The sequence below is a fragment of the Paraburkholderia sp. SEWSISQ10-3 4 genome, from assembly GCF_030464785.1.
Taxonomy (GTDB): Bacteria; Pseudomonadota; Gammaproteobacteria; order Burkholderiales; family Burkholderiaceae; genus Paraburkholderia; species Paraburkholderia aspalathi.
Window position 1 is genome coordinate 557,585 of sequence record NZ_JALPRI010000002.1, and the last position, 26,750, is coordinate 584,334.

General features: G+C 61.9%; 21 protein-coding genes. 16 read left to right on the forward strand and 5 right to left on the reverse strand.

Annotation, left to right across the window (positions count from 1 at the left end; genetic code table 11):
- Nucleotides 1–14 precede the first annotated feature (14 nt).
- Genes M0D68_RS08245 through M0D68_RS08260 form a run of 4 tightly spaced genes read left to right on the forward strand, consistent with a single transcriptional unit; the run spans nucleotide 15 to nucleotide 3,436 of the window.
- On the forward strand, nucleotides 15–251 hold the full coding sequence (locus M0D68_RS08245) for a DUF1427 family protein (RefSeq protein ID WP_200619105.1): 237 nt from the start codon (nucleotides 15–17) through the stop codon (nucleotides 249–251).
- Complete coding sequence (locus M0D68_RS08250; protein WP_266224161.1) at nucleotides 233–976, forward strand: YoaK family protein; 744 nt, start codon at nucleotides 233–235, stop codon at nucleotides 974–976. The genes M0D68_RS08245 and M0D68_RS08250 overlap by 19 nt, the downstream gene beginning before the upstream one ends.
- 49 nt (nucleotides 977–1,025) lie before the next feature.
- A complete protein-coding gene (locus tag M0D68_RS08255) occupies nucleotides 1,026–1,970 on the forward strand; it encodes a VOC family protein (RefSeq protein WP_200619107.1) in 945 nt (314 codons plus the stop codon).
- Nucleotides 1,967–3,436 carry an alginate export family protein gene (locus M0D68_RS08260; protein ID WP_256455113.1) on the forward strand — a complete coding sequence of 490 codons (1,470 nt, stop codon included), beginning with the start codon at nucleotides 1,967–1,969 and terminating at the stop codon, nucleotides 3,434–3,436. Before M0D68_RS08255 ends, M0D68_RS08260 begins: the two co-directional genes overlap by 4 nt.
- Before the next feature lie 48 nt (nucleotides 3,437–3,484).
- Here M0D68_RS08260 and M0D68_RS08265 read toward each other — a convergent pair whose 3' ends face one another.
- The 3 genes from M0D68_RS08265 to M0D68_RS08275 all read right to left on the reverse strand — a co-directional run bounded on the left by M0D68_RS08265 (nucleotide 3,485) and on the right by M0D68_RS08275 (nucleotide 9,403).
- Entirely contained in the window at nucleotides 3,485–3,877 is a 393-nt protein-coding gene (locus tag M0D68_RS08265; RefSeq protein WP_093639885.1) for a DUF3331 domain-containing protein, read from the reverse strand.
- 129 nt (nucleotides 3,878–4,006) lie between these two features.
- The gene (locus tag M0D68_RS08270) at nucleotides 4,007–6,313 is read right to left on the reverse strand and encodes a PAS domain-containing protein (protein WP_266224162.1); all 2,307 of its coding nucleotides are present in this window, start codon (nucleotides 6,311–6,313) and stop codon (nucleotides 4,007–4,009) included.
- Between the two features lie 351 nt (nucleotides 6,314–6,664).
- Nucleotides 6,665–9,403, reverse strand: coding sequence for a LuxR C-terminal-related transcriptional regulator (locus M0D68_RS08275; RefSeq protein WP_266224163.1), 2,739 nt, complete (start codon nucleotides 9,401–9,403; stop codon nucleotides 6,665–6,667).
- A gap of 308 nt (nucleotides 9,404–9,711) precedes the next feature.
- Between M0D68_RS08275 and M0D68_RS08280 the strand changes: the two genes are divergently transcribed.
- The 3 genes from M0D68_RS08280 (at nucleotide 9,712) to M0D68_RS08290 (ending at nucleotide 12,413) form a co-directional block, all read left to right on the forward strand.
- Nucleotides 9,712–11,109 carry a sensor histidine kinase gene (locus M0D68_RS08280; protein ID WP_266224164.1) on the forward strand — a complete coding sequence of 466 codons (1,398 nt, stop codon included), beginning with the start codon at nucleotides 9,712–9,714 and terminating at the stop codon, nucleotides 11,107–11,109.
- Nucleotides 11,110–11,366: 257 nt separating this feature from the next.
- Complete coding sequence (locus M0D68_RS08285) at nucleotides 11,367–12,002, forward strand: response regulator transcription factor (protein ID WP_200621913.1); 636 nt, start codon at nucleotides 11,367–11,369, stop codon at nucleotides 12,000–12,002.
- A 45-nt stretch (nucleotides 12,003–12,047) separates the two neighbouring features.
- The gene (locus tag M0D68_RS08290; protein WP_093639870.1) at nucleotides 12,048–12,413 is read left to right on the forward strand and encodes a response regulator; all 366 of its coding nucleotides are present in this window, start codon (nucleotides 12,048–12,050) and stop codon (nucleotides 12,411–12,413) included.
- Between the two features lie 9 nt (nucleotides 12,414–12,422).
- Here the strand turns inward: M0D68_RS08290 and M0D68_RS08295 are convergent, their stop codons facing one another.
- Nucleotides 12,423–13,196 (reverse strand): ParA family protein, encoded by a 774-nt coding sequence (locus M0D68_RS08295; RefSeq protein ID WP_093639868.1) that lies wholly within the window; start codon nucleotides 13,194–13,196, stop codon nucleotides 12,423–12,425.
- A gap of 265 nt (nucleotides 13,197–13,461) precedes the next feature.
- Here M0D68_RS08295 and M0D68_RS08300 point away from each other — a divergent pair, with 265 nt between their 5' ends.
- The 6 genes from M0D68_RS08300 to M0D68_RS08325 all read left to right on the forward strand — a co-directional run bounded on the left by M0D68_RS08300 (nucleotide 13,462) and on the right by M0D68_RS08325 (nucleotide 20,057).
- The gene (locus M0D68_RS08300) at nucleotides 13,462–15,105 is read left to right on the forward strand and encodes a fatty acid--CoA ligase (RefSeq protein WP_266224165.1); all 1,644 of its coding nucleotides are present in this window, start codon (nucleotides 13,462–13,464) and stop codon (nucleotides 15,103–15,105) included.
- Between the two features lie 22 nt (nucleotides 15,106–15,127).
- The gene (locus M0D68_RS08305) at nucleotides 15,128–15,598 is read left to right on the forward strand and encodes a MaoC family dehydratase (RefSeq protein WP_054035292.1); all 471 of its coding nucleotides are present in this window, start codon (nucleotides 15,128–15,130) and stop codon (nucleotides 15,596–15,598) included.
- 46 nt (nucleotides 15,599–15,644) lie between these two features.
- Nucleotides 15,645–17,351 carry an alpha/beta fold hydrolase gene (locus tag M0D68_RS08310; RefSeq protein ID WP_266224166.1) on the forward strand — a complete coding sequence of 569 codons (1,707 nt, stop codon included), beginning with the start codon at nucleotides 15,645–15,647 and terminating at the stop codon, nucleotides 17,349–17,351.
- 76 nt (nucleotides 17,352–17,427) lie between these two features.
- Entirely contained in the window at nucleotides 17,428–17,850 is a 423-nt protein-coding gene (locus M0D68_RS08315; protein WP_093640219.1) for a phasin family protein, read from the forward strand.
- 87 nt (nucleotides 17,851–17,937) lie between these two features.
- Entirely contained in the window at nucleotides 17,938–18,771 is an 834-nt protein-coding gene (gene phaZ, locus M0D68_RS08320) for a poly(3-hydroxyalkanoate) depolymerase (protein WP_266224167.1), read from the forward strand.
- Nucleotides 18,768–20,057: a DUF445 domain-containing protein gene (locus M0D68_RS08325; RefSeq protein ID WP_266224168.1), complete on the forward strand. Its 1,290-nt coding sequence runs from the start codon at nucleotides 18,768–18,770 to the stop codon at nucleotides 20,055–20,057. Before phaZ ends, M0D68_RS08325 begins: the two co-directional genes overlap by 4 nt.
- Nucleotides 20,058–20,069: 12 nt before the next feature.
- Here the strand turns inward: M0D68_RS08325 and M0D68_RS08330 are convergent, their stop codons facing one another.
- Nucleotides 20,070–22,799 (reverse strand): LuxR C-terminal-related transcriptional regulator, encoded by a 2,730-nt coding sequence (locus M0D68_RS08330; protein WP_266224169.1) that lies wholly within the window; start codon nucleotides 22,797–22,799, stop codon nucleotides 20,070–20,072.
- Between the two features lie 149 nt (nucleotides 22,800–22,948).
- Between M0D68_RS08330 and M0D68_RS08335 the strand changes: the two genes are divergently transcribed.
- From M0D68_RS08335 to M0D68_RS08345, 3 genes are all read left to right on the forward strand, one after another.
- Nucleotides 22,949–24,205, forward strand: coding sequence for an acyl-CoA dehydrogenase family protein (locus tag M0D68_RS08335; protein ID WP_266224170.1), 1,257 nt, complete (start codon nucleotides 22,949–22,951; stop codon nucleotides 24,203–24,205).
- Between the two features lie 51 nt (nucleotides 24,206–24,256).
- A complete protein-coding gene (locus M0D68_RS08340; protein ID WP_266224171.1) occupies nucleotides 24,257–25,372 on the forward strand; it encodes a trans-acting enoyl reductase family protein in 1,116 nt (371 codons plus the stop codon).
- 63 nt (nucleotides 25,373–25,435) lie between these two features.
- Nucleotides 25,436–26,677, forward strand: a complete 1,242-nt coding sequence (locus M0D68_RS08345) for a thiolase family protein (RefSeq protein WP_211705408.1) — start codon at nucleotides 25,436–25,438, stop codon at nucleotides 26,675–26,677.
- The last annotated feature ends 73 nt before the right edge of the window (nucleotides 26,678–26,750 follow it).

The window sequence follows — 26,750 nt, forward strand, 5'->3', positions numbered from 1 at the left end:
GTGAGGATCGAATCATGCCATATCTGATCTCGCTGGGAGCTGGCCTCGTGGTCGGTCTCCTGTACTACCTTGTGCGGGTGCAATCGCCCGCGCCGCCGCTCATCGCGCTTGCCGGGCTGCTCGGTATTGTGATTGGCGAGCATGCGATTCCGTTTGTGCAGGCGCGCATACGCACGCCCGATGCACAAACCCAAAGCGCGCCGCCCGTTGCCGGCACCAAACCGACACCGTTATGCAAAGAGGATCAGTAGACGCGGTGGCGTGGTTCGCTGCGCAACCCGGTCAGGTGCCCGGCGAAGACACGTGTCTTGCCTTGATAGCGGGTTATGTCGACACGCTCGGCTTCGTCGCGCTGTTCGGCCTTTTCACCGCGCACGTGACCGGCAACTTCCTTCTGATCGGCGCGGCGCTTGCGCACGGGGGGCATGGTCTGTTGATCAAGTGGCTCGCGTTTCCAGCCTTCGTCGCCGGAATCGTGTTCGCCCGCATGCTTGACAACAGGCTGCTGCATCGCGAACCGCCAGTACGCGCACACGCGTTGTACGTGTTGCAGGCGGTGCTGCTGGCGGCCTATATGACGATGGGCCTGCTGGCTATGCCTGTCACCGATGCCGATGCGCCGCTCACCATCGCCTGCGGCCTGCTCGGCGCGGCGGCGATGGGCGTGCAGAATGCGCATGGGCGGTTGACGACGCGCGCCGTGGTCGCGAACACGGTGATGACAGGCAACGTCACGCAGGCCGTGATCGACGGATTTGATCTGCTGTTTTCATCCAACGACCTGGCCGCGCGGCAGGCGGCGCGCAGCCGGTTGTTGCGCATACTGCCGCCCGTCGCCGGTTTTGCAGTGGGCGCGTGCGCGGGCGCGGCGGGCTTTCTGCTCGCGTCATTCTGGGCGCTGCTGTTGCCGCTCGCCGCGTTGTGCGTGCTCGCCGTGCTGGTGCGCAGGACGGGCACGCCACAGGTCGGAACCTGATTGTGCCGCGCAACGCTGCGGCATCCCTTACCAGCCAGGAGTGTTTTCTATGAGTACCGTCAAGATGGTTCGAGTGTTGCGGGCCGCTGTCGTTTCGATTGTGTCGATAACGGCGCTCGGCATGGCGCTGGGCGCCTCGCCGGTTTTCGCCGAGGCCGATCATCAGAACGTAGGCAAGAGCCTGCCGGTCGTGTCGGTCGGTCCGCAGTACGACACGACGCACGTTTATGTGGCGACCCAGGACATCGACGCGTTCGTCGACAGTTTTGTCGCGACCTTCGGCGGCACGGCTTCGCCGCGCGCCGTGTTCACGGTTACGCCGACGCCGAGCAAGACCGCTTCGCAATACGTTCGGACGCCGGTGGGCATGCTGTCGGTGTTCGCATTCCAGACGCCGATACCGTATCCGTTCGGCAGCGAACGCACGGGCTACCTCGTCACCGATATGGACAAGGCCGTTCGTGCCGCGCGCGCCGCGGGCGCGGACGTGATCGTGGATACGTTCGACGATCCGATCGGCAAGGACGCGGTGATTCAATGGCCCGGCGGCCTGAACATGCAGTTGTACTGGCATACGAAGGCGCCTTCGTACGGTCCGCTCGAGACGGTGCCCGACAATCGCGTCTATGTGTCCGCGCAATCCGCGGATAACTTCATCAAGCGTTTTGTACGCTTTTCGCACGGCAAGGTCGTGTCCGACAACCGTCACGCGGACGGCGGCGAAATCGGCCGATCCGGCGAGACGATCCGGCGCGTACGCATCACATCCGGCTTCGGCACCATGCTCGTGTTCGCGACCGACGGCAAGCTGCCTTATCCGTTCGGCCGCGAAGTCACCGGCTATCTGGTCGCCGATCTCGACGCGACGCTCGCGAAGGCGCAGGGCGTCGGCGTGAAGGTGCTGTCGCCGGCGAACAGGACAGTTGAAGGGCGCACGGCCATGGTCGAATTTCCCGGCGGCTACGTCGCCGAGATTCACGAGCTGGCGAAATGATGCAGCTTCGCTCGCTGAAGCGCGCGACGTCGAAGGCGGCTGCCTGCGCGGCGCTCGCGGTGTGCGGATGGGCAGACGGCGTGGACGCGTTCGCCGCCGACAACGCGGCGGATGCGGTTGCCGGCGTGGCCGCTGCGCCTCAATGCACCGTGAAGCGGCCGTCGCCGCTGTCATTCAACCACTGGCAGGAAGACTGGTCGGTGCTGGCCAATCCGTGCGTGCCGCGCGAGCCGTTCGATGCGCTCAAGTACATCTCGCCCGGCAGCGATCCGTCGACCTATCTGTCGCTCGGCGCGACCCTGCGTGAACGCTTCGAACTGAACAACACGCCACTCTTCGGACTCGGCGCCGCGCGACCCGACAGCTACGTGATCGAGCGCGCCGAAGTGCATGCCGATGCACGCATCGGCATGCATGTACAGGCGTTTTTCCAGCTCGAGGATGCGCGGCCCTTCGGCAAGGATGCCGTTTCGCCCGTCGACAAGAATCAGCTCGATATCGAGCAGGCGTTCGTCGCGTTCGTCTATGGCGTAGGCGGCGGCACGTTCAAGGCGCGCGTCGGGCGGCAGGAGATGGCGTTCGACTTGCAACGGTTCGTCTCGGTGCGTGACGGGCCGAACGTGCGTCAGGCGTTCGACGCGCTGTGGGCCGATTATGAAATCGACAAGTGGCGCTTCATCGGCTATATGACGCAGCCTGTGCAGAATCGCGACGTCACGACCTTCGACGATGTGTCGAACCGGCATCTCACGTTCAGCGGCGTGCGCGTGGAACGTGCGAACACGGGGCCCGGCGATCTTTCAGCATACTGGTCGCGCTACAACCGCGACAACGCACGCTTTCTCGATGCGGCAGGCACCGAGCATCGCGATGTATTCGACGTGCGTTACGCGGGCAAGGTCGCGTCGTTCGATTGGGATGCCGAATCGATGGTGCAGACTGGGCACGTCGGCAAGGACACCATCGGCGCGTGGGCGTTCGGCTTGCTGGGCGGCTATACGCTCGCAACGGTGGCGGGCTCGCCGCGTTTCGGTTTGCAGGTCGACGGCGCATCGGGCGACCGGCATCCGGGCGATGGACGCGTCGAGACCTTCAATCCGTTGTTTCCGAACGGCTACTACTTCACGCTGGCGGGATACACCGGCTACAGCAACCTGATTCACGTGAAGCCGTCGATCACCTTCAAGGTATCGCCGAAGCTCACGTTACTGACGGCACTCGGTTTCCAGTGGCGCGCGACGACGGGCGATGCGATCTACGGTCAGGGGATGGCCGTGGTGCCCGGCACGGCGGGAAAGGGAACCCGCTGGACGGGTATGTATGCGCAGATTCGCGCAGACTGGCTCGTCAGCCCGAATGTCGCGCTCGCGCTGGAAGCAGTGCATTTCGAAGTCGGAGATTCGATCCGCGCGTTAGGGGCGCGCAACGCGGACTACGTGGGCGTCGAAGCGAAGTTCGGATGGTGACCGATGACAGGAGGGGGCCCGCTCAACGCTTCGAGCGGATCTGAATCTTCAGAAGCCTTCTTCCAGGGAGACCGCTTCGAGGACCGTGGCCAGAATCATCGCTTCGATGTTGAGTGGTGTAGGTTGAACCCGCTTGGGTCGATACACGGCATGGCCTCTCTTGATGGCCTGGCCACTCAGGGCGCAAACTCCGGCTTTCTTCGCGACGCAACGCCGCCAATGCTGCTCGCCGTAGCAGCAGGACGTCGCGTCGCTCCACGCAACCGTTGCCGAGCTCCGCCCACGGCGCTCCAGCACCCGGATGACGCATTCGCGGAAGTCGCTTTCGCCGCCCTGCGGGCGGAGGCAACTGGACACAACCGGTGCCTGTGTTTCGCCTTCGTTCGAGAGAAGCGCCATGGTTGACTGCCACGTTCTGTCTGTTTCAATGGGAGCTTGCATGATACGGTTCCTCGATTCACGTTAGAGCTAACCCTCGACCTTGACTGGATGATAGGTAGCAGACTGGCGGGCCGCTATTACATGATTGTGGAGGGCGTCCCTCGTTCGCCCTCCAGCACCGTGCTCCGCTCAGCGACTGGTCGCTCCACTGATCTCGACGTCCGGACACGCGGCGTCATCGCTCGAGACTGGCAGGACGACGCTAAAGGTCGATCCGTAGCCCTGATTATTGGCGGCAGTAAGAGAACCCTCATGCGCTTCGATAATGGAACGCGACACCGCAAGCCCGATGCCCATGCCCTTGCTCTTGGTCGTGACGAATGCGTCGAATATGCTGTCGTCGCCCACGATGCCCGAACCGTTATCGATTACCTCGAGAAGCACGGATCTGTCGTGAAGCGCCCTTGCGGTAATGAGAATCCTGGGCGTGCGCCCCGAGTTTTCCGTGGCCTCTATGCCGTTCGTGATCAGATTTAGCAGGACCTGCTGAATCTGTATCTGGTCGACGAACACCGGCGGCAGGCCATCGGGCAAATCGAGGTCGATGTCGGCGGTATGTCTGGTTTCGTCTTGCCGTAGCAGCCGTACGGATTCGAGGACCATGTCTTTCACGTTACGCTTGCACTTCTGGAATGATTGGCTGTTGAACAGCGCGCGGATGCTTTTCATCGTCTCATCGGCGGAATGGGCATCTCGAACGACGCTTTCCGCGGACGTCCTGGCCTCACTTAAATTGGGCGGGGATGCTGCGAGCCACCGATTGCAAGCCTGCGCATTGGCGATAACGGACGTGAGAGGCTGATTAAGCTCATGCGCAATAGAGGCGGAGAGTTCTGCGACGGTGGCAATCTGGGTTGCCCGTGCAAGTTCAGCCTGAGTGTGCCTGAGCCGGTCCTCTGCACGCTTGCGTTCGTCAATGTCAAGACTGAGGCCATACCATTGAACAATGTTGCCGTCGACGTCCCTCATGGCTTCGCCAATGTGCTGGTACCACCGGTAAATCCCGTCGTTTCGGCGAAGCCGCGCAGCGTGGCAGTACGCCTCGCCAGTCTCGACCGAGTGTGTCCACGCTTGAACCATGGTGTCCAGGTCGTCAGGATGGCAGGTCTTCTGATAGCCGCCGCCCGCGAGCTGCGAAAGATCCATGCCAACGAATTCGACGATTTTTCGATTGATGTAGGTGAGCCCCCCTTGTGGGTCGTTGCTCCAGAGCATGGCGGGGATAGTCTCGATCAGTTCGTGTAGCTGGTGCTCCCGCTGTTCGAGCACAGCTTCCGTTTGCTTGAGATCGTCGATGTCCGTACATACGCCGAACCAGTGCAGGATCTGTCCGCTTTTGTCGCGAAACGGTTCGCCGCGAGCGAGATACCAGCGCAGTGCGCCATCGGCGCCTGCAATCTGGTACGTGTCCTGATACGACACACCTTCGTGGACAGCTTGCCGCCAGCGCGAGCGGACACGAAGACGGTCCGCTTCCGGGATGCGGCGAAGTAACATTTCGCCGTCGAATTCTTCCTCGCTCGCGCCCATGAAGGCGAGCATTTGGCGGCTCCATCTGTCGACTTTGCCTTCCGGTGTGGCTCGCCAGATCATCGCGGGCAATACGTCGACGAGTCTTCGCAAATTGAGCTCTTCCGTGCGAAGAACCTCCTGAGCTAGCTGCCGCTCGTGGATATCCGTCGAAAGTCCATACCAGTTCACGATATCGCCGTTGGCATTCCGCATGGGCGTGCCTTTGCATTGAAACCAGCGATACGTGTTGTCAGCCGCGCGGAACCGATGGACCGAGTCGTAAGGTCTCCCGCTAGCGCGGGAATCTTGCCAGGCATCAAGGGTTGAGGCTGCGTCATCCGGGTGCACCAGGTGAAGCCAGCCGCGCGTTTTCAGATCCTCAAACCGTAGGCCGGTGTAGTCCTCAGCGCGTTTGTTCACATATTCCAGGCGGCCATGAGCGTCCGTCCGCCAGAGCAGGCTGGGAACATTCTCGATCAGCCAGTTCAGTTGCGCTTCCCGCTTGCGGATCAATTCTCTCGACTCGCTTGCCGTTAGCGCCTGTCGAACCTCGAGATCGACATCGTCATCCTTCGAGTGGGCCGTCGAGTCTGGCGGTTGGGTGTAGCGGATGTGCCGCGGGCGTCGGGAGACCAGCTCCGCACAAAGCCATGCCGCGCCGATTGCGAGGGCGCAACGGCCGATCGAGCCGGAGGACAGAGGAGGGTGACCGGCAGTCAGCATCGTGCCGGCGATCCCGAGCGAGACGAAACCCGCGGCGAGACGCCCAAAGCTGCGGTCGAAAAAGTGCGCGACCAGAACAACCATGACGAGGCCGAAGCAGCCGGTGACCGGTTCGAGTAAGCCTGCCATTGCTGACGTGCCCGCGATGGCGACGCTGAGGGCGGCAAGCCGGGACGAGCGTGGTATCAACACGGTAAGCATGTCAACCTCGGAGTTCGTCGACGTATTGAATAGTGCTACTCCACATTTTCACATCAATGGCGGGATTTTCCAGCGAAAAGCTCATTAGCTCGCCAGGCGAGCGGAGAGGGTTGACGGTTACTTCATCTCGTACCGCGAGGTCTGATCGTGCGTGCTGTTGTGGCGCGAATCGATTACGAGGCAATGGTGGAGATAGGTCATACCATTGCAGATGGGTGTCTTTTCGGGAACTGCCGGTCAGGCAAGCTCAGGAAAAAGATCAGGGGAAAAAAGATCAATTTAGAACTTTGCGTCGGATTGCACCATTACATATTCATGTCGCTAACTCATGTTGCCAACTTCAGCATGCAGCTAGTCTGAACCCACAAGGCCGAGGTCCCGTGCACGCGCAACGGCTTGAGCGCGCTTGTCGACGCCGAGCTTCACGAAGACGCTTTTCAGATGAGATTTGACGGTTTCGGCGCCAATTCCGAGCACATTCGCGATTTCCTTGTTCGACTGTCCGCGCGCAATCAGGTCGACGATTTCACGTTCCCTTGAACTCAGCGACCCGCGCTCGGTATCGCGTCGACGGTGGCCGCCTGGCTGATAGAGAATCCGCGCGCCGTCGAGCAGATGATCGACGTAGGCAATCAGCTCGTTCGAGTGCTCCTTCTGCTCCGCGTCTTCACGAACGGCGTCCAGCAGCAATCCGATGTTCGGCCCTACGTCGAGAATGGACTGGTACACGCCTGCGGGCGCGGCGACCTTCAGGACTTCGCGAAAGATCGCGGTCGCACGGGTGCGTTCGTTCGCGGCCAGCCAGACCAGCGCAAGCATGGTTCGCAGGCGTAGCGCCTCGAAATCCGCATGGCGTCGTTCGGCGCTCCGCAGCGCGGCACCCAGCACCGTGGTGGCCTCTTCGGTCCGCTGTTGGGCCGTAGCAACAGCGGCCGCTGCGAATGCGCGATAGTTCTCGATCTCGAGCGAGATGGAACGCGAAGGGTGGGCGTTGGGGGCCGCCATCTGATCGAGTTGCGCGACGCACGCAGCCGCTTCGACCATCCTGCCTTCCGCAAGATAAAGCCGTGTGCGTTCAACCAGGGCGGCGGCGGTCATGCGGTCCCATTGCCGTTCGCAACTCAACGCCTGGCCCCGGTCGAGCAATGCGTACGCCTGCGTCACGTCCGAACGCGCGACGGCGATCCGGATGAGGAGGCGGTAGGCAATCAACACGCTATCGAGCAGGACCGCAACGTCAATGACCGGCATCAACCCGGCAACCAGCGTTTCAGCTTTATCCAGGCGGCCCTGTTCGTACCAGATCTGGCCGATCATCGGTGCGCATAGCGCCACCGAGATCGAATCGGGACCGGCATGCCGTTCGGCCAATTGCATCGATTCCGTGAAATACCGTTCGGCAAGCCCGAAGTGCAACTGTTGCATTTCCGCATGTCCCAGCAGGCACTGCCGGTAGACCGAAGAGTACAGATTGCGCTGATTTTCTTCGGCTGAATAGGACATCCACGGCGTTGCGTAAAGCGCTTCGAGATTGCCGGCTTTCCAATGGGCGAAGCGCACGACGTTGGACGCCACATTGGTGGTCCAGATATCGGTGGTCGGCCGCTCGATGCATGGTTCAGCGATAACGAGTGCGCGCTCGGGATCATCCTGCAGGCCCGCGACGACCGAGCGGATCGCCTGGCATTCGCGCCGGATGTCTTTGGCTTCGGCGCCCGTGCCGGACGCGAGACCATGTTCGACTACATCCAGCATCGCGAGCGCCTCTTCGAAATGCATGGCGAGCGCCATGCCCCAGGCGATCGCCAGCGTAACCTTCACCTGTGCACCGGCCAGACCGGCGGGAAAGCGGCGCTGCAGGTCGAGCAGCGTGAGCAGGTCGCCTTTCTTGACCAGCGCCATCGCGCACCGCTCCATCAGACGAATTGCGTTATCCGTGTTGCCCGCGGCGATCGCGTGTCTGACTGCCTCCGTCCACAACTCCTGATCGGCATACCACGCACACGCACGGCAATGCAGTTCCGCCACCTCGTCGGCGTGCAGTGCCTCGAGTTGGGCCCGCAAGTATTCGCCCATCAGAGGGTGATAACGGAACCATTGCCCATTGTCGTCGAGCGCCTGCAACAGCAACTGCGCCCCGGCGATTTCGTCCAGCATCGGCTGGCTCGTGCGCAGGCCCGTCACCGCCTCGCAGAGCGGCGCACTCAACCGGTCGAGTATCGACGTGCGCAGCATGAACCCGACCATGTCGGGGGACAGGCGCTCGAACATGTACTCGATATAGGCGGCGAACGGCCGCGACCTACCGGAAGGCGCATCACGCTCCCGAACCGTCTCGCCATCCTTGCGCGATAGCATGGACATCTGGATGCGCAGCGCCGCAGCCCAGCCCTCCGTGCCCGCAAAGAGCGTCTGGATGGTCGAAGCGTTCAGCTCTCCGGGCAACGTGCGTTCGACAAAGCGCCTCGTTTCGTCGAAGTCGAAACGCAACACCGACCCGTCGATTTCCAGCAGATCGTCTCCTGCTCTCAGCCTCGCGAGCGGCAGCGGCGGATCGGTGCGGCTGCAGAGGACCACATGCACATGAGGCGGCGCCTTTTCGATCAGGAACGACATTGCATCGTGTACGGCCGGCAGGCGGACCTGGTGATAGTCGTCAAGAAACAGGACGACCTCGTCGTCGACTTCGACAAGCTCGTTGACCAGTGTGGAAACGACGGCGTGTAACGGGACGAATGCGGCGTCGGCAGTCAGGCTGATCGCCGCGGCGCCGACCTTGTCGCAGGCATGCCGCAACGCGTGCGCCAGATAGTTGAGAAAGCGCGCGGGTTCATCGTCTTCCGTGTCGAGCGACAGCCACGCCACTAATGCACCGCTCGCGCGCAACCGGTCGAGCCAACTGAGCGCCAGCGAAGTTTTGCCGAATCCGGCGGGCGCCTTGATCACGGTGAGACGTTTGTTCGCGGCGCGCTCGGCGAGGCCGGCGAGCCGAGGACGCGCGATGAGATCGACCGGCACGCGCGGCGGAACGATCTTCGTTGCGAGGAAAAGGTGCAGTCCGCTCGCGGACGTCTCTCCAGTCACACGCATGTTTCAGTCACCCATTGTTTTAAGCCAGCCAATTGTTGGGAGGCGCGCTTGCCACCCCCTCATTTGTAGAAGCACTCCCCCGGGCCGGGGGAGGGTGTGACTCTCCCCAATCTGGGGGATGGCAGGTCGCGCCGCGCCAGGCGACCATACGTGCACATCCGCGCCTCGCCAGGACCGACTCATTTTTCGCCCCATGATACGCCGCGTCGAATCCCATTGCGCCGGCGCTCCTTGTCCTTCGAAATCGTGCGTCCGTTATTGATGGGTGTCTATCCGTGTTAGCCAATGTTCCAAGAATCAGCGATTACTTGCGGGAAAAAACTGTTTCGATCGCAGCTGATCTGACGCATGTCGTCGAACGCACGCTGGCGATACTGACGCAGATGGACGGATACAGGTTGCTCGCACCGGCGGCGCAGCGGGATCTTCGCGAATCGGTCGCGCTGTCGGCCAAAGTCTGGTTCGAGACGCTGTTGTCGGGTGAACTCCCCTCGGCGCAGGACATGGACGTGTTTCGGGAAATCAGTCAGCGACGTGAACATCAACGCGTGCCGCTGCAGAGCCATCTGCAGGCGTTGCGCCTCGGGTTGCGGGAAATCTGGAGCATCTACATTGCGCTCGGCGAACTGGACGAGCGTATTGCCAAAGAACTTCTGGCCGACGTCTCGCTGTATCTGCTGGATCACTTCGATTTCGTTGCACAGACTATTGTGCGGACCTATCTGGGTGAGCAATACCGGCAACCGCGGTGGGCGGAACTGGCTGTTGCAATCGAGGAAGGTGCGCGCCGTTCCGAAAGCGTGCGGCATCATCTCGTCGCACTCCTCGAGCAATTATTGACCGAGCCGGACTTGCTCTCGACGCTCGAAGTCGAGCAGGTTCGGGAGCACCGCGGCACCGAAGGGGCCGGCGCGCAAGTGATGAAGTTCTTCGGCCTCGACGTGGACATCGACGACGGCGCGGAATTATCGAAGGCCTTGCGCGACGCGCAGGAGAGGCTCGCGCAGGCGTCGCGGCTCGCGGCCGTGGCTGAACTCTCCGCTTCCATTGCCCACGAACTCAACCAGCCGCTCCAAGCCATCGTGGCGCATGGGCAGGCCTGCGTGCGATGGCTCGCTGCAACGCCGCCCAGGCTCGACGAAGCCCGCTACTCGGCCGAGCAGGTTGTGCGCGACGCGAATGCCGCGGCAGATGTGGTAAGCCGCATTCGCGCTCTTTTCAGGCATACGGCTCCGCAAAAGGTTGATCTCGATGTCAACAAGCTGATTCTTCAGGTATGCACGCTGATGGCCGACGACATCCAGCACAACGCGGTTTCGCTCGAGACAATTCTCGGCGAGGACGTGTCGAAGATCAGCGCGGATGCGGTTCAGATTCAACAGGTGATCGTCAACCTCGTGCGCAACGCGATCGAAGCGTTAGCGGCAACGGAGGAGCGACCGAGGCTGCTGGTGATCCGCTCGCGTCGCGATGCCGGCAATGTGGTGGTCGATGTGGAGGATCACGGTGCGGGGCAGGTGAACTTCGAGAGGATCTTCGAGCCGTTTTTTACCACGAAGAAAACAGGCATGGGCATGGGCCTGGCAATCTGCAAGTCGATCGTGGAAGCACACGCGGGCCGGATTGGGGCCGTGCGCAACGTGTCCCGCGGCGTGACCTTCAGCTTCAGCCTTCCGATAGAGAGATCGAACGCAAGCTCAAGTTGACGATAGACGAGGGTATCCTCAGCAGCCTCTGGCAACGTGCTGTGTCTACACATCTTCCCAGCCTACTGCTTCATATCGGGCCGTGATATTACATATTTATGTAATGCAGAACACGGCTGCCTATTCTTCCGGACGACGATTCCGGCGGCTATAATTTTTTGTCGGCAGGACCACGTAAGAACAACATTCAACGAGATTATCGTGGACCGTCCGTGCCGACGTCACGCTGGGTTTTCACCCGGCAACGGAGAAGGCGCATGAAATCCGCAAGTGAGGTGGTGTATGTGGTCGACGACGACAGGCGGGTGCGTGAAGCACTCACCTCGCTGCTGCGTGCAAACGGAAGAGATGCCCGCGCATTCGATTCCGGCACGGAGTTTCTGGAAACACCGCGTCAGAATACTGTTTCATGTCTGATTCTGGATTTGCGAATGCCTGGCATGGGTGGGCTGGAAGTTCAGAAGCTCGTCAGGGACTCGCAGATTCCCGTCATTTTCATTACTGGAAAGGGTGATGTGCCTTCCACGGTGCTCGCCATGAAGGGCGGCGCGGTTGATTTCCTCACCAAGCCCCTCGATGAAGATGAGTTGATGCGCGTGGTTGCTGCGGCGCTCGCAAGGGCGCACGTTCTTCGCAAGGAGGCGGACGATGCGGCGCTGCTCCATGCGCTTTATCAAACGCTGACGCCGCGTGAGCAGGAGCTCCTGCCGCTGCTCGCCAGTGGTCTGCTCAACAAGCAGGCGGCGGCAGTACTTGGGATTACCGAATACACGGTGCAGGTTCATCGCGGCCACATCATGAGAAAGATGCGAGCGGATTCGTTTGCCACGCTGGTCAGGCAGGCGGGCAAACTGCAGCTCGAGACGTCGCCCATAACCACTTTCTGCGCCTGACGCCAACGCCAATTCGGTGTTGGACTCGATGACCGGAGAAAAAAAATGTCCACGCCTCCGGTTCGAACCGTGGCCGTGATTGATGATGACCGACGCGTTCTGACGTCTCTGGCGAACCTGCTGGCCTCCGGCGGGTACGGAACACGGGCGTACGAATCCGCTCTGGATTTTTTTGCCGATGGCTACGCGGGTCTGGTATGCGTTATTACCGATCTGGGCATGCGGCCCATTGACGGCATTCAGGTGCTCGATAGAACGGTTCATTCAGGCGCAGCCACGCCGGTCATCATTATCACGGGCAAACCCAGCCAGCATACGGAAGACTACTATCTGCGCAGAGGCGCATTAGGTTTCTTCCGCAAACCGGTTGATGGAAACGCGTTGCTGGACATGCTGGATAGCATTACCTGATAACGGCGCTCAGGCCTCCCCAACCAGCTCGCGATGTAATGCCATGAATTCCAGAGCAAGCTTATGCCGTGGATCGAGGTGAACCATCGGCTTGGCGTGCTGATGCGATTCGCGAATCCTCACCGAAGAAGACAATCGGGACTCCAACACCGGCAAGCCCTCGCTGACCAGTTCCTCAACCAGCTGGAGAGGCAGGCTCGCGCGCGGCTGAAACTGGTTGATCACAATCCCTTCGACTTCCAGATCGGAATTATGGTCCTGCTGAATTTCCTTAACGTTGTCGAGCAGCGTATAAAGCGCGCGACGAGAAAAATCGTCACAGTCGAACGGGATCAGGCAGCGTTCGACCGCAATCAATGCGGAGCGGGTATAGAAATTCAGGGCCGGCGGCGTGTCGATATAAATCGCGTCATACGCATCATCCAGTTCGTTCAGCGCGTCGCGTAGCTTGTAGATTTTGTAGCGCGATTCGAGCTTGCCGTGCAATGCGTCAAGCTCGGGATGAGAGGGCATCACGTCGAGATTCTCGAACGGCGTGGGATGGATGAAGGTCGAGACCGGTGTGGGCTTGAAGCTGAAACTCAGGGCCGTTTCGAAGAAGTCCGCCACGCTCGGTTTGAGGCCGCTCGCCTGCTCGCCGAGAAGGTATTGGCTGGAATTGCCCTGAGGATCGAGATCGATGACCAGGGTGCGCATGCCCTCGCTGGCGCTGATCGCCGCCAGGTTGCATACGATGGTCGATTTACCCACGCCACCCTTCTGATTGAAGACGACACGCCGCATCTGGTTTGCCCCTTTTTGCGAGAACTGGCGAAAACTTGCGAAAGGCACAGCTTACCCTGGCGGAACCCCCGTTAGCCCCTGCCTCAACGGCCTTACCGCGCCGCGGCCCTTGCTGCGCGGCTACTTCCTGACAGTTCCCCTGTTCGGGGGATGGCTCCCCCTTGGCAAACACTCGATGATGACTTCACTCGGGATGCCACCGTGCGCGACAAGCACCGACTGACTTGTGTTAGCCCGACCCATTTCTCGACTTGAGGAGACGTAGATGCAGGACGCCGTGCAGGGATCGATGCCATCCCCTTATGCCTACCCGCTGCTGATCAAGCAACTGCTGCATACGCCGTTCGTTCAGGCGCCGGATCAGGAGATCGTGTACCGCGGCCAGCTGCGGATGACCTATACCACGCTGAGAGAACGCATTGCGCGACTGGCCAATGGCCTTCACGAGCTCGGCGTACGGCACGGCAGCACCGTGGCCGTCATGGACTGGGACAGCCACCGCTATCTGGAATCGTATTTTGCGGTGCCGATGATGGGCGCCGTGCTTCAGACGGTCAACGTGAGGTTGTCGGAGGCGGAGATCGCCTACACGATCAACCACGCCGGCGCAGAGGTGCTGTTCGTCCACACCGATTTCCTGCCCGTGGTCGAAGCGATCAAGGACCAGCTCGAAACAGTCCGCACCTTCGTGTGGATCGACGAGCCGGGCAGTGAAGCGAGCGCGCACACCATTGCATTCGCCACCGAATACGAGGCGATGCTTGAAGCGAGCGCGACGAGCTACGACTTCCCCGACTTCGACGAGAACACCCGGGCCACCACCTTCTACACGACGGGAACCACTGGCCTGCCCAAAGGCGTGTACTTCTCGCATCGCCAGCTGGTTCTGCACACCATCACCTTGATGGGGGCGCTGTCGAGCCCGGTATCGGGACAGCGCTTTCATCGCGGCGACGTCTATATGCCGCTCACGCCGATGTTCCATGTGCACGCATGGGGCATGCCCTACATCGCGACGGTGATGGGCGTGAAGCAGGTCTATCCGGGCCGTTATGTGCCCGATCGTCTCGTGCAACTGATCCGCGAAGAAGGCGTCACGTTTTCGCACTGCGTCAGCACGATCCTGCACATGCTGCTCTCGTGCGATGACGCGAAGCACGCGGACTTCAGCAAATGGAAGGTCATCATCGGCGGCGGCGCGTTGCCGCACGGTCTCGCGCGCGCCGCGCTCGACCGCGGCATCGACGTCTTTACCGGCTATGGCATGTCCGAGACCGGTCCCGTGTTGAGCCTCGCGCAACTTCCGCCTAACACCGGGCCGCTCGATCTTGAAGAAGAGGTACGCCTGCGTTGCAAGACCGGTTTCCCCGTTCCGCTCGTCGACTTGCGCATCGTCAACGAGGACATGGAAGACATCGTGCACGACGGCCGGGCCTACGGCGAGATCGTCGTGCGTGCGCCGTGGCTGACGCGGGGCTATCTGAACAATCCGGATGCATCCGTGCAGCTCTGGACAGGCGGATACCTGCATACGCAGGACATCGCGAACATCGACGCGACCGGCAACATCCAGATCACGGACCGTATCAAGGACGTCATCAAATCGGGCGGCGAGTGGATCTCTTCGCTCGAAATCGAAAGCCTGATTTCGCTGCACCCGGATGTCTCGGAAGTCGCGGTGATCGGGATCAAGGACGAGAAATGGGGCGAACGGCCAGTTGCGCTTGTGGTTCTGAAGGCGGGCGCTGCAGTTACCGAAGACGACGTCAAAGCACACGTCATGGGATTCACCAAAACCGGACGGATCTCGAAGTACGCGGTGCCGCAGATCGTCAAGTTCGTCGACGCGCTGCAGAAGACGAGCGTCGGCAAGATGAACAAGAAGTGGTTGCGCGAACAGTTCGCCTGACCCGTCGCAAGGAGCAAACACGATGAGCATCAAAGGATATAGCGTCGCCACGATTGACGACTTCGTTGGCCGCGAATTGGGCGTGTCGGATTGGGTTGTCGTCGATCAGGCACGTATCGACGCCTTCGCGGCCTGCACGGGCGACAGGCAGTGGATTCACGTGGATCCTGAGCGCGCGAAACGCGAAAGCCCGTTCGGCGGCACGATCGCACACGGCTATCTGACGCTGTCGCTACTGGCGTCGCTCGCGATCGAGATCGGACTCATTCCTGAGGACGCATCGGCTGGACTGAACTACGGGCTGGACAAGGTGCGCTTCATGACACCGGTGAAAGCGGGAGGGCGGGTGCGAAACCGCGTGACGCTGATTTCGGTGGAAAAGAAGGGCGGCGGCCGGATCATCGTGAAGACGATGAACGAACTGCAGATCGAGGGCGAGGAGAAGCCGGCGCTCATTGCCGAGACATTGGCGATGCTGGTCTCGCAAGCGTAAGCAGCGCTGGCGACGAAACGGATAGGGATGTTAGAGGAGCAGCAAGATGGCGGCAAATGACGACAGCAAGGCACGCAGCGAGCAGACGAACGACCTTGCGGCGTCTGCCGCGGAAGGCATGCTCGGACCGAATCCGTTCGTGGGATTGCGGCCGCAAGACATTATGGCAACCGCGCAGCAGATCGGCACCCAGGCGCTGCGGCAACCCACCTTGCTCATGGAGCAGGAGGCGGCGCTCGTCCGCGACCTGATCGCCGTGCTTGGCGGCAGCGCGGACAGTACGCCGCCTCAGGGCGACAAGCGCTTCACCGACCCGGCGTGGCAGACCAATTCGCTTTACCGCATGACGCTGCAAGCTTACGTGGCGTGGCGCAGTGCATTGACAGGGTTTGTCGACCGCTCCGCGCTTGACGCGAAGAGCAAGGAACGCGCGCAGTTCGTGCTGTCGCTCTTCACCGACGCGCTGTCGCCAACGAACACGCTGCTCGGCAATCCGGCTGCGCTGAAGAAAATCATCGATTCGGGCGGCGCCAGCCTGCTTGGCGGCATGCGCAATCTCGTGACGGACATGGTGCAGAACCAGGGGATGCCCGCGCAAGTCGACCGGTCGGCGTTCAAGGTGGGCGGAAATCTCGCCACGTCGCCGGGCTCGGTGGTCTTTCGCAATGAGGTGCTCGAGCTGATCCAGTACGCGCCGACGACCGAGCATGTATATGCCCGCCCGCAACTGATCGTGCCGCCCCAGATCAACAAGTTCTACGTGTTCGACCTCTCCGAAGGCAAGAGCATCGTCGACTATCTGGTGAAGAGCGAGTTCCAGGTGTTCATGGTGAGCTGGCGCAATCCCACCGCCGCACAGAGTCACTGGGACCTCGATACCTATGTGACGGCGCTGCTCGAAGCGATCACGGCCGTGCGCGACATTACCGGCAGCGACGACGTCAACCTGCACGGCGCCTGCTCGGGTGCGATGACGATTTCCGCGCTCCTTGGCCACCTCGCAAGCCGCGGTGACAAGAGCGTCAATGCCGCCACGCTGATGGTCGCGGTGCTGGACAACACGGCTGATTCACAGCTCGGTCTTTTTGCAACGCCGGAAGCCATCGCGGCCGCGAAGCAGAACAGCACATCGAAGGGCGTGCTCGCCGGTGAAGAAATGGGCCGCGTGTTCGCGTGGATGCGACCCAACGATCTCGTCTGGAATTACTGGGTCAATAACTATCTGCTCGGCAAAGCGCCGCCCGCTTTTGACATCCTGTATTGGAACAACGACGCGACCCGGCTGCCCGCGGCGATGCATGGGCAACTGCTCGATATCTTTACGGGCAATCTGTTCAGCAAGCCGCGCGCGCTGACGGTGCTGGGTACGCCGATCGATCTCTCGGAAGTGAAGTGCGACAAATACGTCGTCGCGGGCATGACCGATCACATTACGCCGTGGAAGGGCGTGTACAACACGGCGCGCACGTTCGGCGGCAAGACGCGCTTCGTGCTGAGTTCGAGCGGTCATATCCAGAGCCTGATCAACCCGCCAGGCAATCCGAAAGCGAAGTTCTTTCTCAACAGCGATTTGGCCGCCACTGCCGACGCATGGCTTGCCAATGCCCAGGCTGAAAAGGACTCGTGGTGGGCGGACTGGCGCACATGGCTCGCCGACCATTCCGGCGAGCGGCGTGCCGCCCCGGCGGCAGTAGGCAACAAGCAGCACCCCGCGGGCGTGGAGGCGCCGGGAACGTATGTCATGGAGGCCTGAGGTACATGCCCTGGTGCACGCATTGACCGCACCGTAGTCAACATTTTCTTAACGTAGTTTCAATGGAGTATCGATGATGGATTCAACCAATTTCAACAGCATTTTCGCCGAGTATAAAAAGGTCGTTGGCCAGTTCAAGCTGCCCGGCATCGACGTGGGCGCACTCCTCGAATCGCGCCGCAAGGACGTCGAGGCGATCGTCGAAGCCAACACGACCGCGCTGGCAGGCGTGCAGTCGCTCGCCCAGAAGCAGTCGGAGATTCTCCGCACGACGCTGACCGAAGTGCAGTCGCTCGTCAGCCGCGTTGCCCAGTCGGGCGGCCAGCCGGCGGCCAATACGGGTGAAGTGGTGCAGCAGGCGTTGAACAAGGCGCTGGTGGACATGCAGGAACTCGCGGACACTGCGTACCGTGCGCAGGCCGACAGCGTCGCCGTGGTCACCAAGCGCGTCGCCGAGCACGTCGAGGAACTGAAAACGCTCCTCCAGCCGAAGAAGTAATGCCGAAGAAGTCATACGACACTGCCCATGCGGCATGCCGACGCGTCGAATGAAGCGTCCTTTCAGAAGATGATCCGGAAACAAAAAATGCACACGAACCCCGAGTCTCTTTGCAGCATGGAAATCCAGATAATCGATCTGGACGGTCAGACACTGCGTGTCGCAACCTGGCGCGGCAGCGATGCGTCGCCGCCGCTCCTTATCTTCAACGGCATCGGCGCCAACCTCGAACTGGTGGAGCCGTTTGTCACGGCGCTCGAAGACGTGAGCGTCATCATCTTCGACGTTCCCGGCGTCGGCGGTTCGCCCGCGCCGGTCGTGCCGTATCGCTTTTCGACGTTGTCCGTGCTGGCGGACAAGCTGCTGACGCGGCTCGGCTACGAGGGTGCCGTCGACGTGCTCGGCGTTTCGTGGGGCGGCGCGCTGGCGCAGCAGTTCGCGCATCTGTACCCGGAGCGCTGCCGCAGGCTCATTCTCGCGGCAACCTCACCCGGCGTCATCATGGTGCCGGGCAAGCTATCGGTCTTGTCGAAGCTGATCGGGCCGCGCCGCTATACCGATCCCACCTACCTGCAACGGGTGGGCGCGGATATCTACGGGGGCGCTTACCGGCGTGATCCGTCCTTGCTGAAGGCGCATAGCCAGCATATTCAGCCGCCGCGCGGCCGCGGCTACCTCTATCAGCTACTGGCGGCTACGGGCTGGAGCAGTCTGCTATGGCTCGGTGCATTGCGCCAGACGACCCTGGTCATGCACGGCAACGACGACCCGATCGTGCCGCTCACCAACGCGAAGATTCTCGCGGCCCGTATCCCCAATGCGACGCTCTATGTGATCGATGACGGTCACCTGTTTCTCATCTCGCGCGCGACTGAAGTCGCGCCGGTGGTGCGCAGGTTTCTCCGGCAGGAGGCGAGTTGAGTTTCTCTGCGCACGGTAGCGATGGCGAGCGGGCGGCCATTGCGAATGCACACGAAGACCGTAAGGCAAGCGGTTTGACGCGCATGCGGCGGACGGCGACCTGCCTGCTCGTCTGCATGATTGCGTTGCTGTTCGCGTGTGTTGCCTGGCAGGCGGAGCATGCATGGCTTGCGTGGCCGCGAGCGTTTGCTGAGGCCGGCACGGTCGGCGCGATCGCTGACTGGTACGCCGTCGTCGCGTTGTTCCGTCGTCCTTTAGGGCTGCGGATTCCACATACGGCGATCATTCCGCAAAACCAGCAGCGCATTGCCGAGAGCCTCGGCAAGTTCGTCGAAGAAAATTTTCTGACGCCGGAACTCATCGTCGACAGGCTTAGCGGCCACGATGCCGCGCAGGCGCTCGCCCGTTGGCTGGAGCAGCCGGCGAACAGCCGCGGGGTGGCCGATATCGTTGCGGATGCCGTGGCAGGATTGCTCGATGGCATTGACGAAGCGGATGCGCAGTGGTTTTTCGACCGTCTGGTGATACCGCAGTTGCGTACGTTCGATGTATCCCGAGTAGCCGGCGACGTCATCAAAGTACTGACTGAAAGCGAGCGGCATCAGCCGTGGCTGGTTCGCGGACTTGAAGTGCTGGAGAAATGGCTCACGGCGAACGTCGGCATGATCAAGGCCAAATTCAGCGAGGCCTCGAGATACACACCCGCGCAGCTTGACACGTATATCGTCAGTAAATTTATCGAGGGCATCGTCGCGCTCCTCCGTGAAGTGGCGGCGAATCCGGATCATGAACTGCGTCACCAGTTCGATGAGACCCTTGAGGGCCTGAGCGTGCAGTTGCAAACATCGGCCGTGCATCGACGTTTCGGCAAGTCGCTGATGCGTGACTGCATCCGTTATTTCAGGCATGCAGACCACCATCGCGTGCTGCTGGAGCGTTTGCGCATGCGTGTGATCGCCGATCTCAGTCACGAGCAATCGGCTGTGCGCGATGCGATGACAAGCATGCTGGCTTCGCTCGGCAAGCGGATCAGCCGTGAACCCGCGGTTCAACACAAACTGAACGCGTGGTGGCTCGCGCTTGCGCGCGAACTCGTCGTGCGCTATGGGCGCCAGCTCTCCGTGCTGATCACCGAGGTCGTAAAAGGCTGGAATGCGGATGAAGTGAGCCGGAAGATCGAGGCGGAAATCGGCCGTGATCTTCAGTACGTGCGGATCAACGGCACATTCGTGGGCGGCATGGTCGGCGTGCTGATTCATGCCGCCACACTTGTCGTCATGCGTTAAGACGTAAGTGCGCTAGCCGGTCGCGACCAGACCCAGTGCCTGCGCGCGCGCAACGGCGTGTGCGCGCTTGTCGACATCCAGTTTCACGAAGACGTTCTTGACATGAGTCTTGACGGTTTCAGGCGCAATCCCCAAGGTGCGCGCGATCTCCTTGTTCGACTGCCCTTGAGCAATCAGCTCGACGATGCTGCGCTCCCGCGCGCTCAACGGCTCCCGTTCCATGTCGCGCCTCGGCGTGACGGGCTCGTAGAGCGCTCGCCAGCCGTCCAGCAGACGATCGATATAGGCGACGATGTCTTTCGTCTGCGGGGTGGAGCGCGTGTCGTCGCGAACCGCCTGTAGGAGCGGCCCGATTTCGGGCCCCTGGTCGAGAATCGAGCGGTAGATACCGCTATTGGCGCTCAGGACTTCGCGAAAGATTTCGACGGCGCGGGTCTGGTTGTTCGCGCGCAACCAGATCAGCGCGATCACGGTGCGCAAACGCAGCGCGAGATAGTCGCCGTGCCGGCTTTCGACGCCCTGCAAAGCGGATGTCAACGCCTCAAGGGCTTCTTCGGTCTGGTTCCTGGCGATCGCCACCCAGGCCGCCGCGATCGCGCGGTAGGTTTCAATCTCCGGCGAAACGGCATGCTCAGCGGGACAATGGGCGTCTGCCAACTGGTCCAGTTGCACGACACAGGCCGACGCTTCCGTCACTCTGCCTTCAGCCAGATAGAGCCGTCCGCGCTCGACGAGAACACCAGCAATCAGCCGGTCCCAGCGGCGTGCGTAACCGAGGGCCTGCGCCTGATCCAGCAGCGCATAGGCTCGCTCGGCGTCGGAACGCGCGATAGCGATCCGGACCAGCACGCGGTAAGCGATCAAGGTGCTATCGAGCAGCACCGCCAGGTCGATCACCGGCATGAGATCGACCAGCAACGCCTCCGCCTCATCGAGCCGTCCCTGCTCGTACCAGATCTGCGCAATCATGGGCGCGCACAAAGCGGCCGAGATGGATTTCGGACCGGCATGGCGCTCGGCGAGCTGGATCGACTCGGTGAAATAGCGCTCGGCGAGCGTGAAGTGCATCTGCTGCATCTCCGCATGGCCGAGCAGGCATAGCCGGTAGACCGAGGCGAACACGTTGCGCTGGTCTTCCTCGAGCGAATAGGGGATCCACGGTGTCGCGTACAGTGCTTGCAGATTGCCTGATTTCCAATGCGCGAAGCGTACGACGTTGGAGACGACGTTGGTGGTCCAACTATCTGTCGACGACCGTTCAAGGCACGCCTGCGCGATCGCCAGCGCGCGCGGCGCGTCGTCCTGCAGCGCGGCCACCACTGAGCGGATCGCCTGGCACTCCCAGCGAATGTTGTCGGCGGTGTCGCTCGAACCCGGTCCCGTGTCGCGCTCGATCTCATCGAGGATCGCAAGCGCTTCGTCAAAACGCATCGCCAGCGCCATCCCCCATGCAATCGCGAGCGTGATCGTGACCTGACCGCGCATCAGATGCGCCGGGAACTGCCGTTGCCAGCCGAGCAGCGTGAGCAGGTCGCCCTTCGTGACGAGCGCCATTGCGCAGTGAGCCATCAGGGAGACAGCGTCTTCCGTATCGCCCGCGGCGATCGCGTGCTTGACGGCGTCTGTCCAGCGCGACTCTTTGGCGTACCACTGGCACGCACGACGATGCAGGCTTACCACCTGATCGGGATTCTGGGTTTCGAGCCGCTTATGCAGGTACTCGCCCATGAGATGGTGATAGCGGAACCAGCGTCCGTCGATATCGAGCGGTTCGAGCAGCAACTGGCGTGCGGAGATCGCATCCAGCATGCCTTGTGCCGCCGCCATGCCGGTTACCGCTTCGCATAGCGGTGCGGTCAGACGGTCGAGTATCGACGTGCGCTGCATGAACTCGACCATCTCGGCCGGCAAACGCTTGAGCATGTCTTCAAGGTACGCAGCGAACGGCCGGGACGCGCCGGACGGCGCGCTCACGTCCCAATCCGGTTTGCCTTCGTCACGCGATAGCACTGAGGCCGAAATGCGCAGCGCCGCCGCCCAGCCTTCCGTGCTCGCGAACAACGACTTGACGCGGGCAGCGCGCAGCTCGCCTGGGCATTCATGTTCGACAAAGCTGCGCGTTTCGTCGAAGTTGAAACGCAGTGTCGACGCGTCGATTTCCAGAAGCTCGTTGCCCGCTCTCAGATTGGCGAGCGGCAGCGGTGGATCGGTACGCGTGCAGACCACGACATGCACGTTCGAGGGTGCATTCACGATGAAGTACGACATGGCGTCGTGAATGGCGGGCAGGCTGATCAGGTGATAGTCGTCGACGAACAGATAGACCTCGTCGTCGACGTCGACGAGTTCGTTGATCAGTGTCGATACCACTGAATGCGCCGGTACGAGTGACGCCTCGGTAGTCAGGCTGACCGCGGACACGCCGACGCTTGTGCAGGCGTTGCGCAATGCCTGCGCCAGGTGATGGAAGAAGCGCGCGGGTTCGTCGTCTTCCGTGTCGAGCGAGAGCCACGCGACATAGGCGCCGCTTGCATTCAGGCCGTTGAGCCACGTGAGCGCGAGCGATGTCTTGCCAAAACCGGCGGGCGCCTTGATGACCGTGAGCCGTTTGTATTCCGCCTTCCCGGCAAGAGAGACGAGGCGCGGCCGGTCTATCAAACCGGCAGGCAGGCGCGGCGGAAACACCTTGGTTGCGAGAAAGAGAGGCGGCCTGATCGGGGACGGCGCTTCTATCACGTGCATTAGTTGCTCCGGGCGTTCGGGTTGACCCTGGCTGCCGTTCCCCCTCCATGCAATTGCGTTCCCCTGTACGGGGGATGTTGCATAGCGTCGCGCCGGGACACCATGGATTCCATAGAAATCATACGCCCAACCACCTCGCAGGAGGAGACATGTCAACCGCAACGAATCACATTGCAGCGCACAAACTTGGTCCGCTCGGCGCGCAGCCCGAACTCTCCGTGATGAACCAGATGGTCCAGCAGAGCGTGCATCGCTACGCAGAAGAAGTCATGCGTCCGATCGGCGTCAAGCTCGATCGCATGACACCCGAGGAGGTGATCGCCAAGGGCTCGCCCTATTGGGAGGCGCGCGAGAAGTTCGTCGGGCTCGGTTTCGGGGTTGATGGGCTGCTCGAGCTCGAACCCGCCGAACGGGCGACGACGATGAGCATCCTGTTCGAAGAACTCGGCTGGGGCGATTCGGGACTCGCGATCACCTACGGCGCAGGCTTGCTGCCCGCACTGATGAGCGCCGTGTCCGGCAACCCGTTTTGCCGTGCGCTCGCGCCGGACGAGAAGCTCGGCTGCTGGGCCATCACTGAACCCGATCACGGCTCCGACATGCTCGACGCCAACGGCATGATCTTTCATCCGCAGGGCTCGTACGGCCGGCCTAACTGCGTGGCGACGCTGCGCGGCGACGAGGTGATCATCAACGGGCAGAAGTCGGCGTGGGTGTCGAACGGTATCGCCGCCGACGTGTGCATTCTCTATTGCGCGGCGGACAGCGGCAACGGCGCCGACACGAAACGCGGCGCGGTGGTGATCGTGCCGCTCGACGCCAAAGGCGTCTCGCGCGGCAAGCCACTTGACAAGATCGGCCAGCGCGCGCTCAACCAGGGCGAACTGTTCTTTGAGAACGTTACGTTGTCGAAGGAGCATCTCCTCGCCGGTCCCGACCAGTACGTCGACGCGGTCTATGCGATTCACACGTTCGCCAACGCGATCATGGCCAACGTGTTTGCCGGCACTGCGCGCGCCGCGTTCGAGCTCGCACTCGCTTACGCGCATGAACGCAAGCAGGGTGGCCTGCCGATCATCCGCCATCAGTCGGTCGCGTCGCGGCTCTTTCATATGTTTCGCAAGGTCGAGGCCGCCCGTGCGCTCGCGCAGCGTGTCGTGCACTACAACTTCACCGCGGCGCAGCCTTCGCTGCACGCGGCGATGACGGCGAAGGTCACCGCGACCCAGACCGCGTTCGAAGTGGCCAACGACGCGCTGCAGATCTTCTGCGGCAATGGGCTCACCCGCGAGTATCCGATCGAAAAGATCTGGCGCGACGCACGCGCTTCGATGATCGAAGACGGCTGCAACGAAGTGCTGGCGATCAAGGGTGGCTACTACCTGATCGACCCCGAGCTGCTTTGAACGGCACGACGCGTCCACGCAATCCTATGACAACCTGAAGGAGACGACGAAATGGCAACGACATACGAAGTGGTCCTCTATGGAGCGAGTGGCTACACCGGGAAGCTCACGGCATGGAAGCTCGCTGAACGCGGCATTCCGTTCATTGCCGCCGGGCGCAGCAAGGAGCGGCTCGAAGAAGAACTCGCGAAGGTGCCCGAACTCGCGGGACACGACTATCAGTGCGTGGCGGTTCAGCACGAGACAGGCGCGCTCACCGAATTCTTCAAGGGCAAGAAGGTGGTGATCAATATCGTCGGGCCGTTCATGCAGCTCGGGCGCCCGGTGGTCGAGGCGAGTCTCGCGGCCGGTTGCAACTACTTCGACACCACCGGCGAAACCGACTGGATGTCGCTGTTGAAGCGCACGTATGGCGAGTCCTTCGCGGCCCGCGGTCTGGCGCTGTGCCCCGGCAATTCGTACATGTGGGCCGAAGGCAATCTCGCGGCGGAGATCGCCCTGGAAACTCCCGGAATCGACACGCTCGACGTGCTCTATCTCGGCGACTCGGAAGTGAGCGTCGCCTCGACGATGTCGTTTCTGCGGATGTGCACGCAGCCGCAGTACTACCTGCGCAACAAGCAACTGGTGCAGTGGCCGTGGGCCACGCCGTATCAGGTTCACGTGCCGGGTGAACACATGCTGCTGAATGCGTTGCCATGGAGCGGTGGCGGCGAGCCGGTCTGGTACCAGGATGACCCGCGCGCGCGCAACTGCCAGACGCTCGTGTCGTTCAGAAATCAGGAACGCTTTCTCGCGGTGGTCGGCCTGCTGAAGAAATTCGAGGAAGAGTGCCGCCACCTCGATCCCGCCAAACAGGAAGAGGTCACCAACGAGTGGGGCAAGGCCGTGACGCAGGTCGAGCCTCCGCGCGAAAACCCGGACGTGAATCGCTGCACGTTGTCGTGCCAGGGGCGCGGCAATACGAATTCCGTCAGCGTGATTCTGCGCGGCAACTCGCCTTATGCGCAAACCGGCGTGCTCGGAGCCGAGGCAGCGCGACGCGTGCTGCGCGGGCAATTGCACGCAGTGGGTTTCGTTTCGCCGGCGCAGGCGTTCGGCGCGCGCAACCTGGTCGCGGCGCAGGCCGAGGAAGGTTACCTCGCCTATGAGGTCAAGAGCGTTTGACGACGAATCGGAATGCTCGCGCCGGCGGCTTGCGGCGCGTTCCCCCTCGCGGTGGAGATCGATATGGGTAACGAAGTGTATATCGCGGGCGTCGGCATGACGCCCTTCGGCAAGCATCTGGAAACCAGCGTGAAGCAGCTCACGCGCGCGGCAGTGGAAGACGCCCTCGCGGATGCAGGCTGTGACAAGTCGCAGTTGCAGGGCGCGTTTTTCGGCAACTCCACGCAGGGGCACATGGAAGGCCAGCACATGATTCGCGGCCAGCTTGCGCTGCGGGCGATGGGCATCGACAAGGTCGCGGTGATCAACGTCGAGAACGCCTGCGCGAGCGCCAGCACCGCGTTTCATCTCGCGGTCAACTACGTGAAAGCCGGTGCCGCCGACATCGTGCTCGCGGTGGGCGCCGAGAAGATGTTTTCCACGGACAAGGCGCGCACCTTCAGCGCTTTCGACGGTGCGTGGGATGTGCATGACACGGAGAACGGCAAGCGCCGGTTGCTCGAGATGGGCGAGGGCATCGAGCCGCCAGAGGGCAGCGTCTCGACGAAACCGTACAGCGTGTTCATGGATATCTACGCGTCGATGGGCCGGATGCACATGCGCGAATACGGCACTACCCAGCGGCAGTTTGCCGCCGTGTCGGCCAAGAACCACGGACATTCGGTTCACAACCCGCTCGCGCAGTACCGGCAGGCTTACTCGATCGACGAGATTCTCGGCGCACCGCCGATCACCTATCCGCTCACCCTGCCGATGTGTTCGCCCGTCAGCGATGGCGCGGCCGCGGCGATCGTGTGCAGCGAAGCCGGCCTCGCGCTGTTGCGTGGACGGCGCTCGCGCGCCATTCGTGTGCTGGCGTCCGTGCTGCAAACGGGCAGCGACCGGCCGGCCACGGCACTCGACCGGCATCTGGTCCGGCAGGGCTCGTTGCGCGCGTATGAGCAGGCGGGCGTCGCGCCGCAGGATGTCTCGGTCGCCGAGGTCCACGACGCGACGGCGATCGGCGAAATCATCCAGTCCGAAGTGCTTGGGTTGTGCGAGCCGGGCATGGGCGGGGTGGCTGCCGAACGAGGCGAGACGACGATAGGCGGGCGGATTCCGATCAATCCGTCGGGCGGCCTCGAATCGAAGGGGCATCCGATCGGCGCGACAGGACTCGGCCAGATTTACGAACTGGTGACCCAGTTACGCGGTGAGACGGGCGCTCGCCAGGTGGAGGGCGCGCGCATCGCGATCGCGGAGAACGGCGGCGGACTGTGCGGCGTGGAAGAGGCCGTTGCCAGCATCACGATTCTCGGACGCTGAGGCTGCATCGTGAGGCCGCATTGTGAAACCGCGACAGATTCCGCGCACGCGCAAGACCGAACCGCATCTGCAA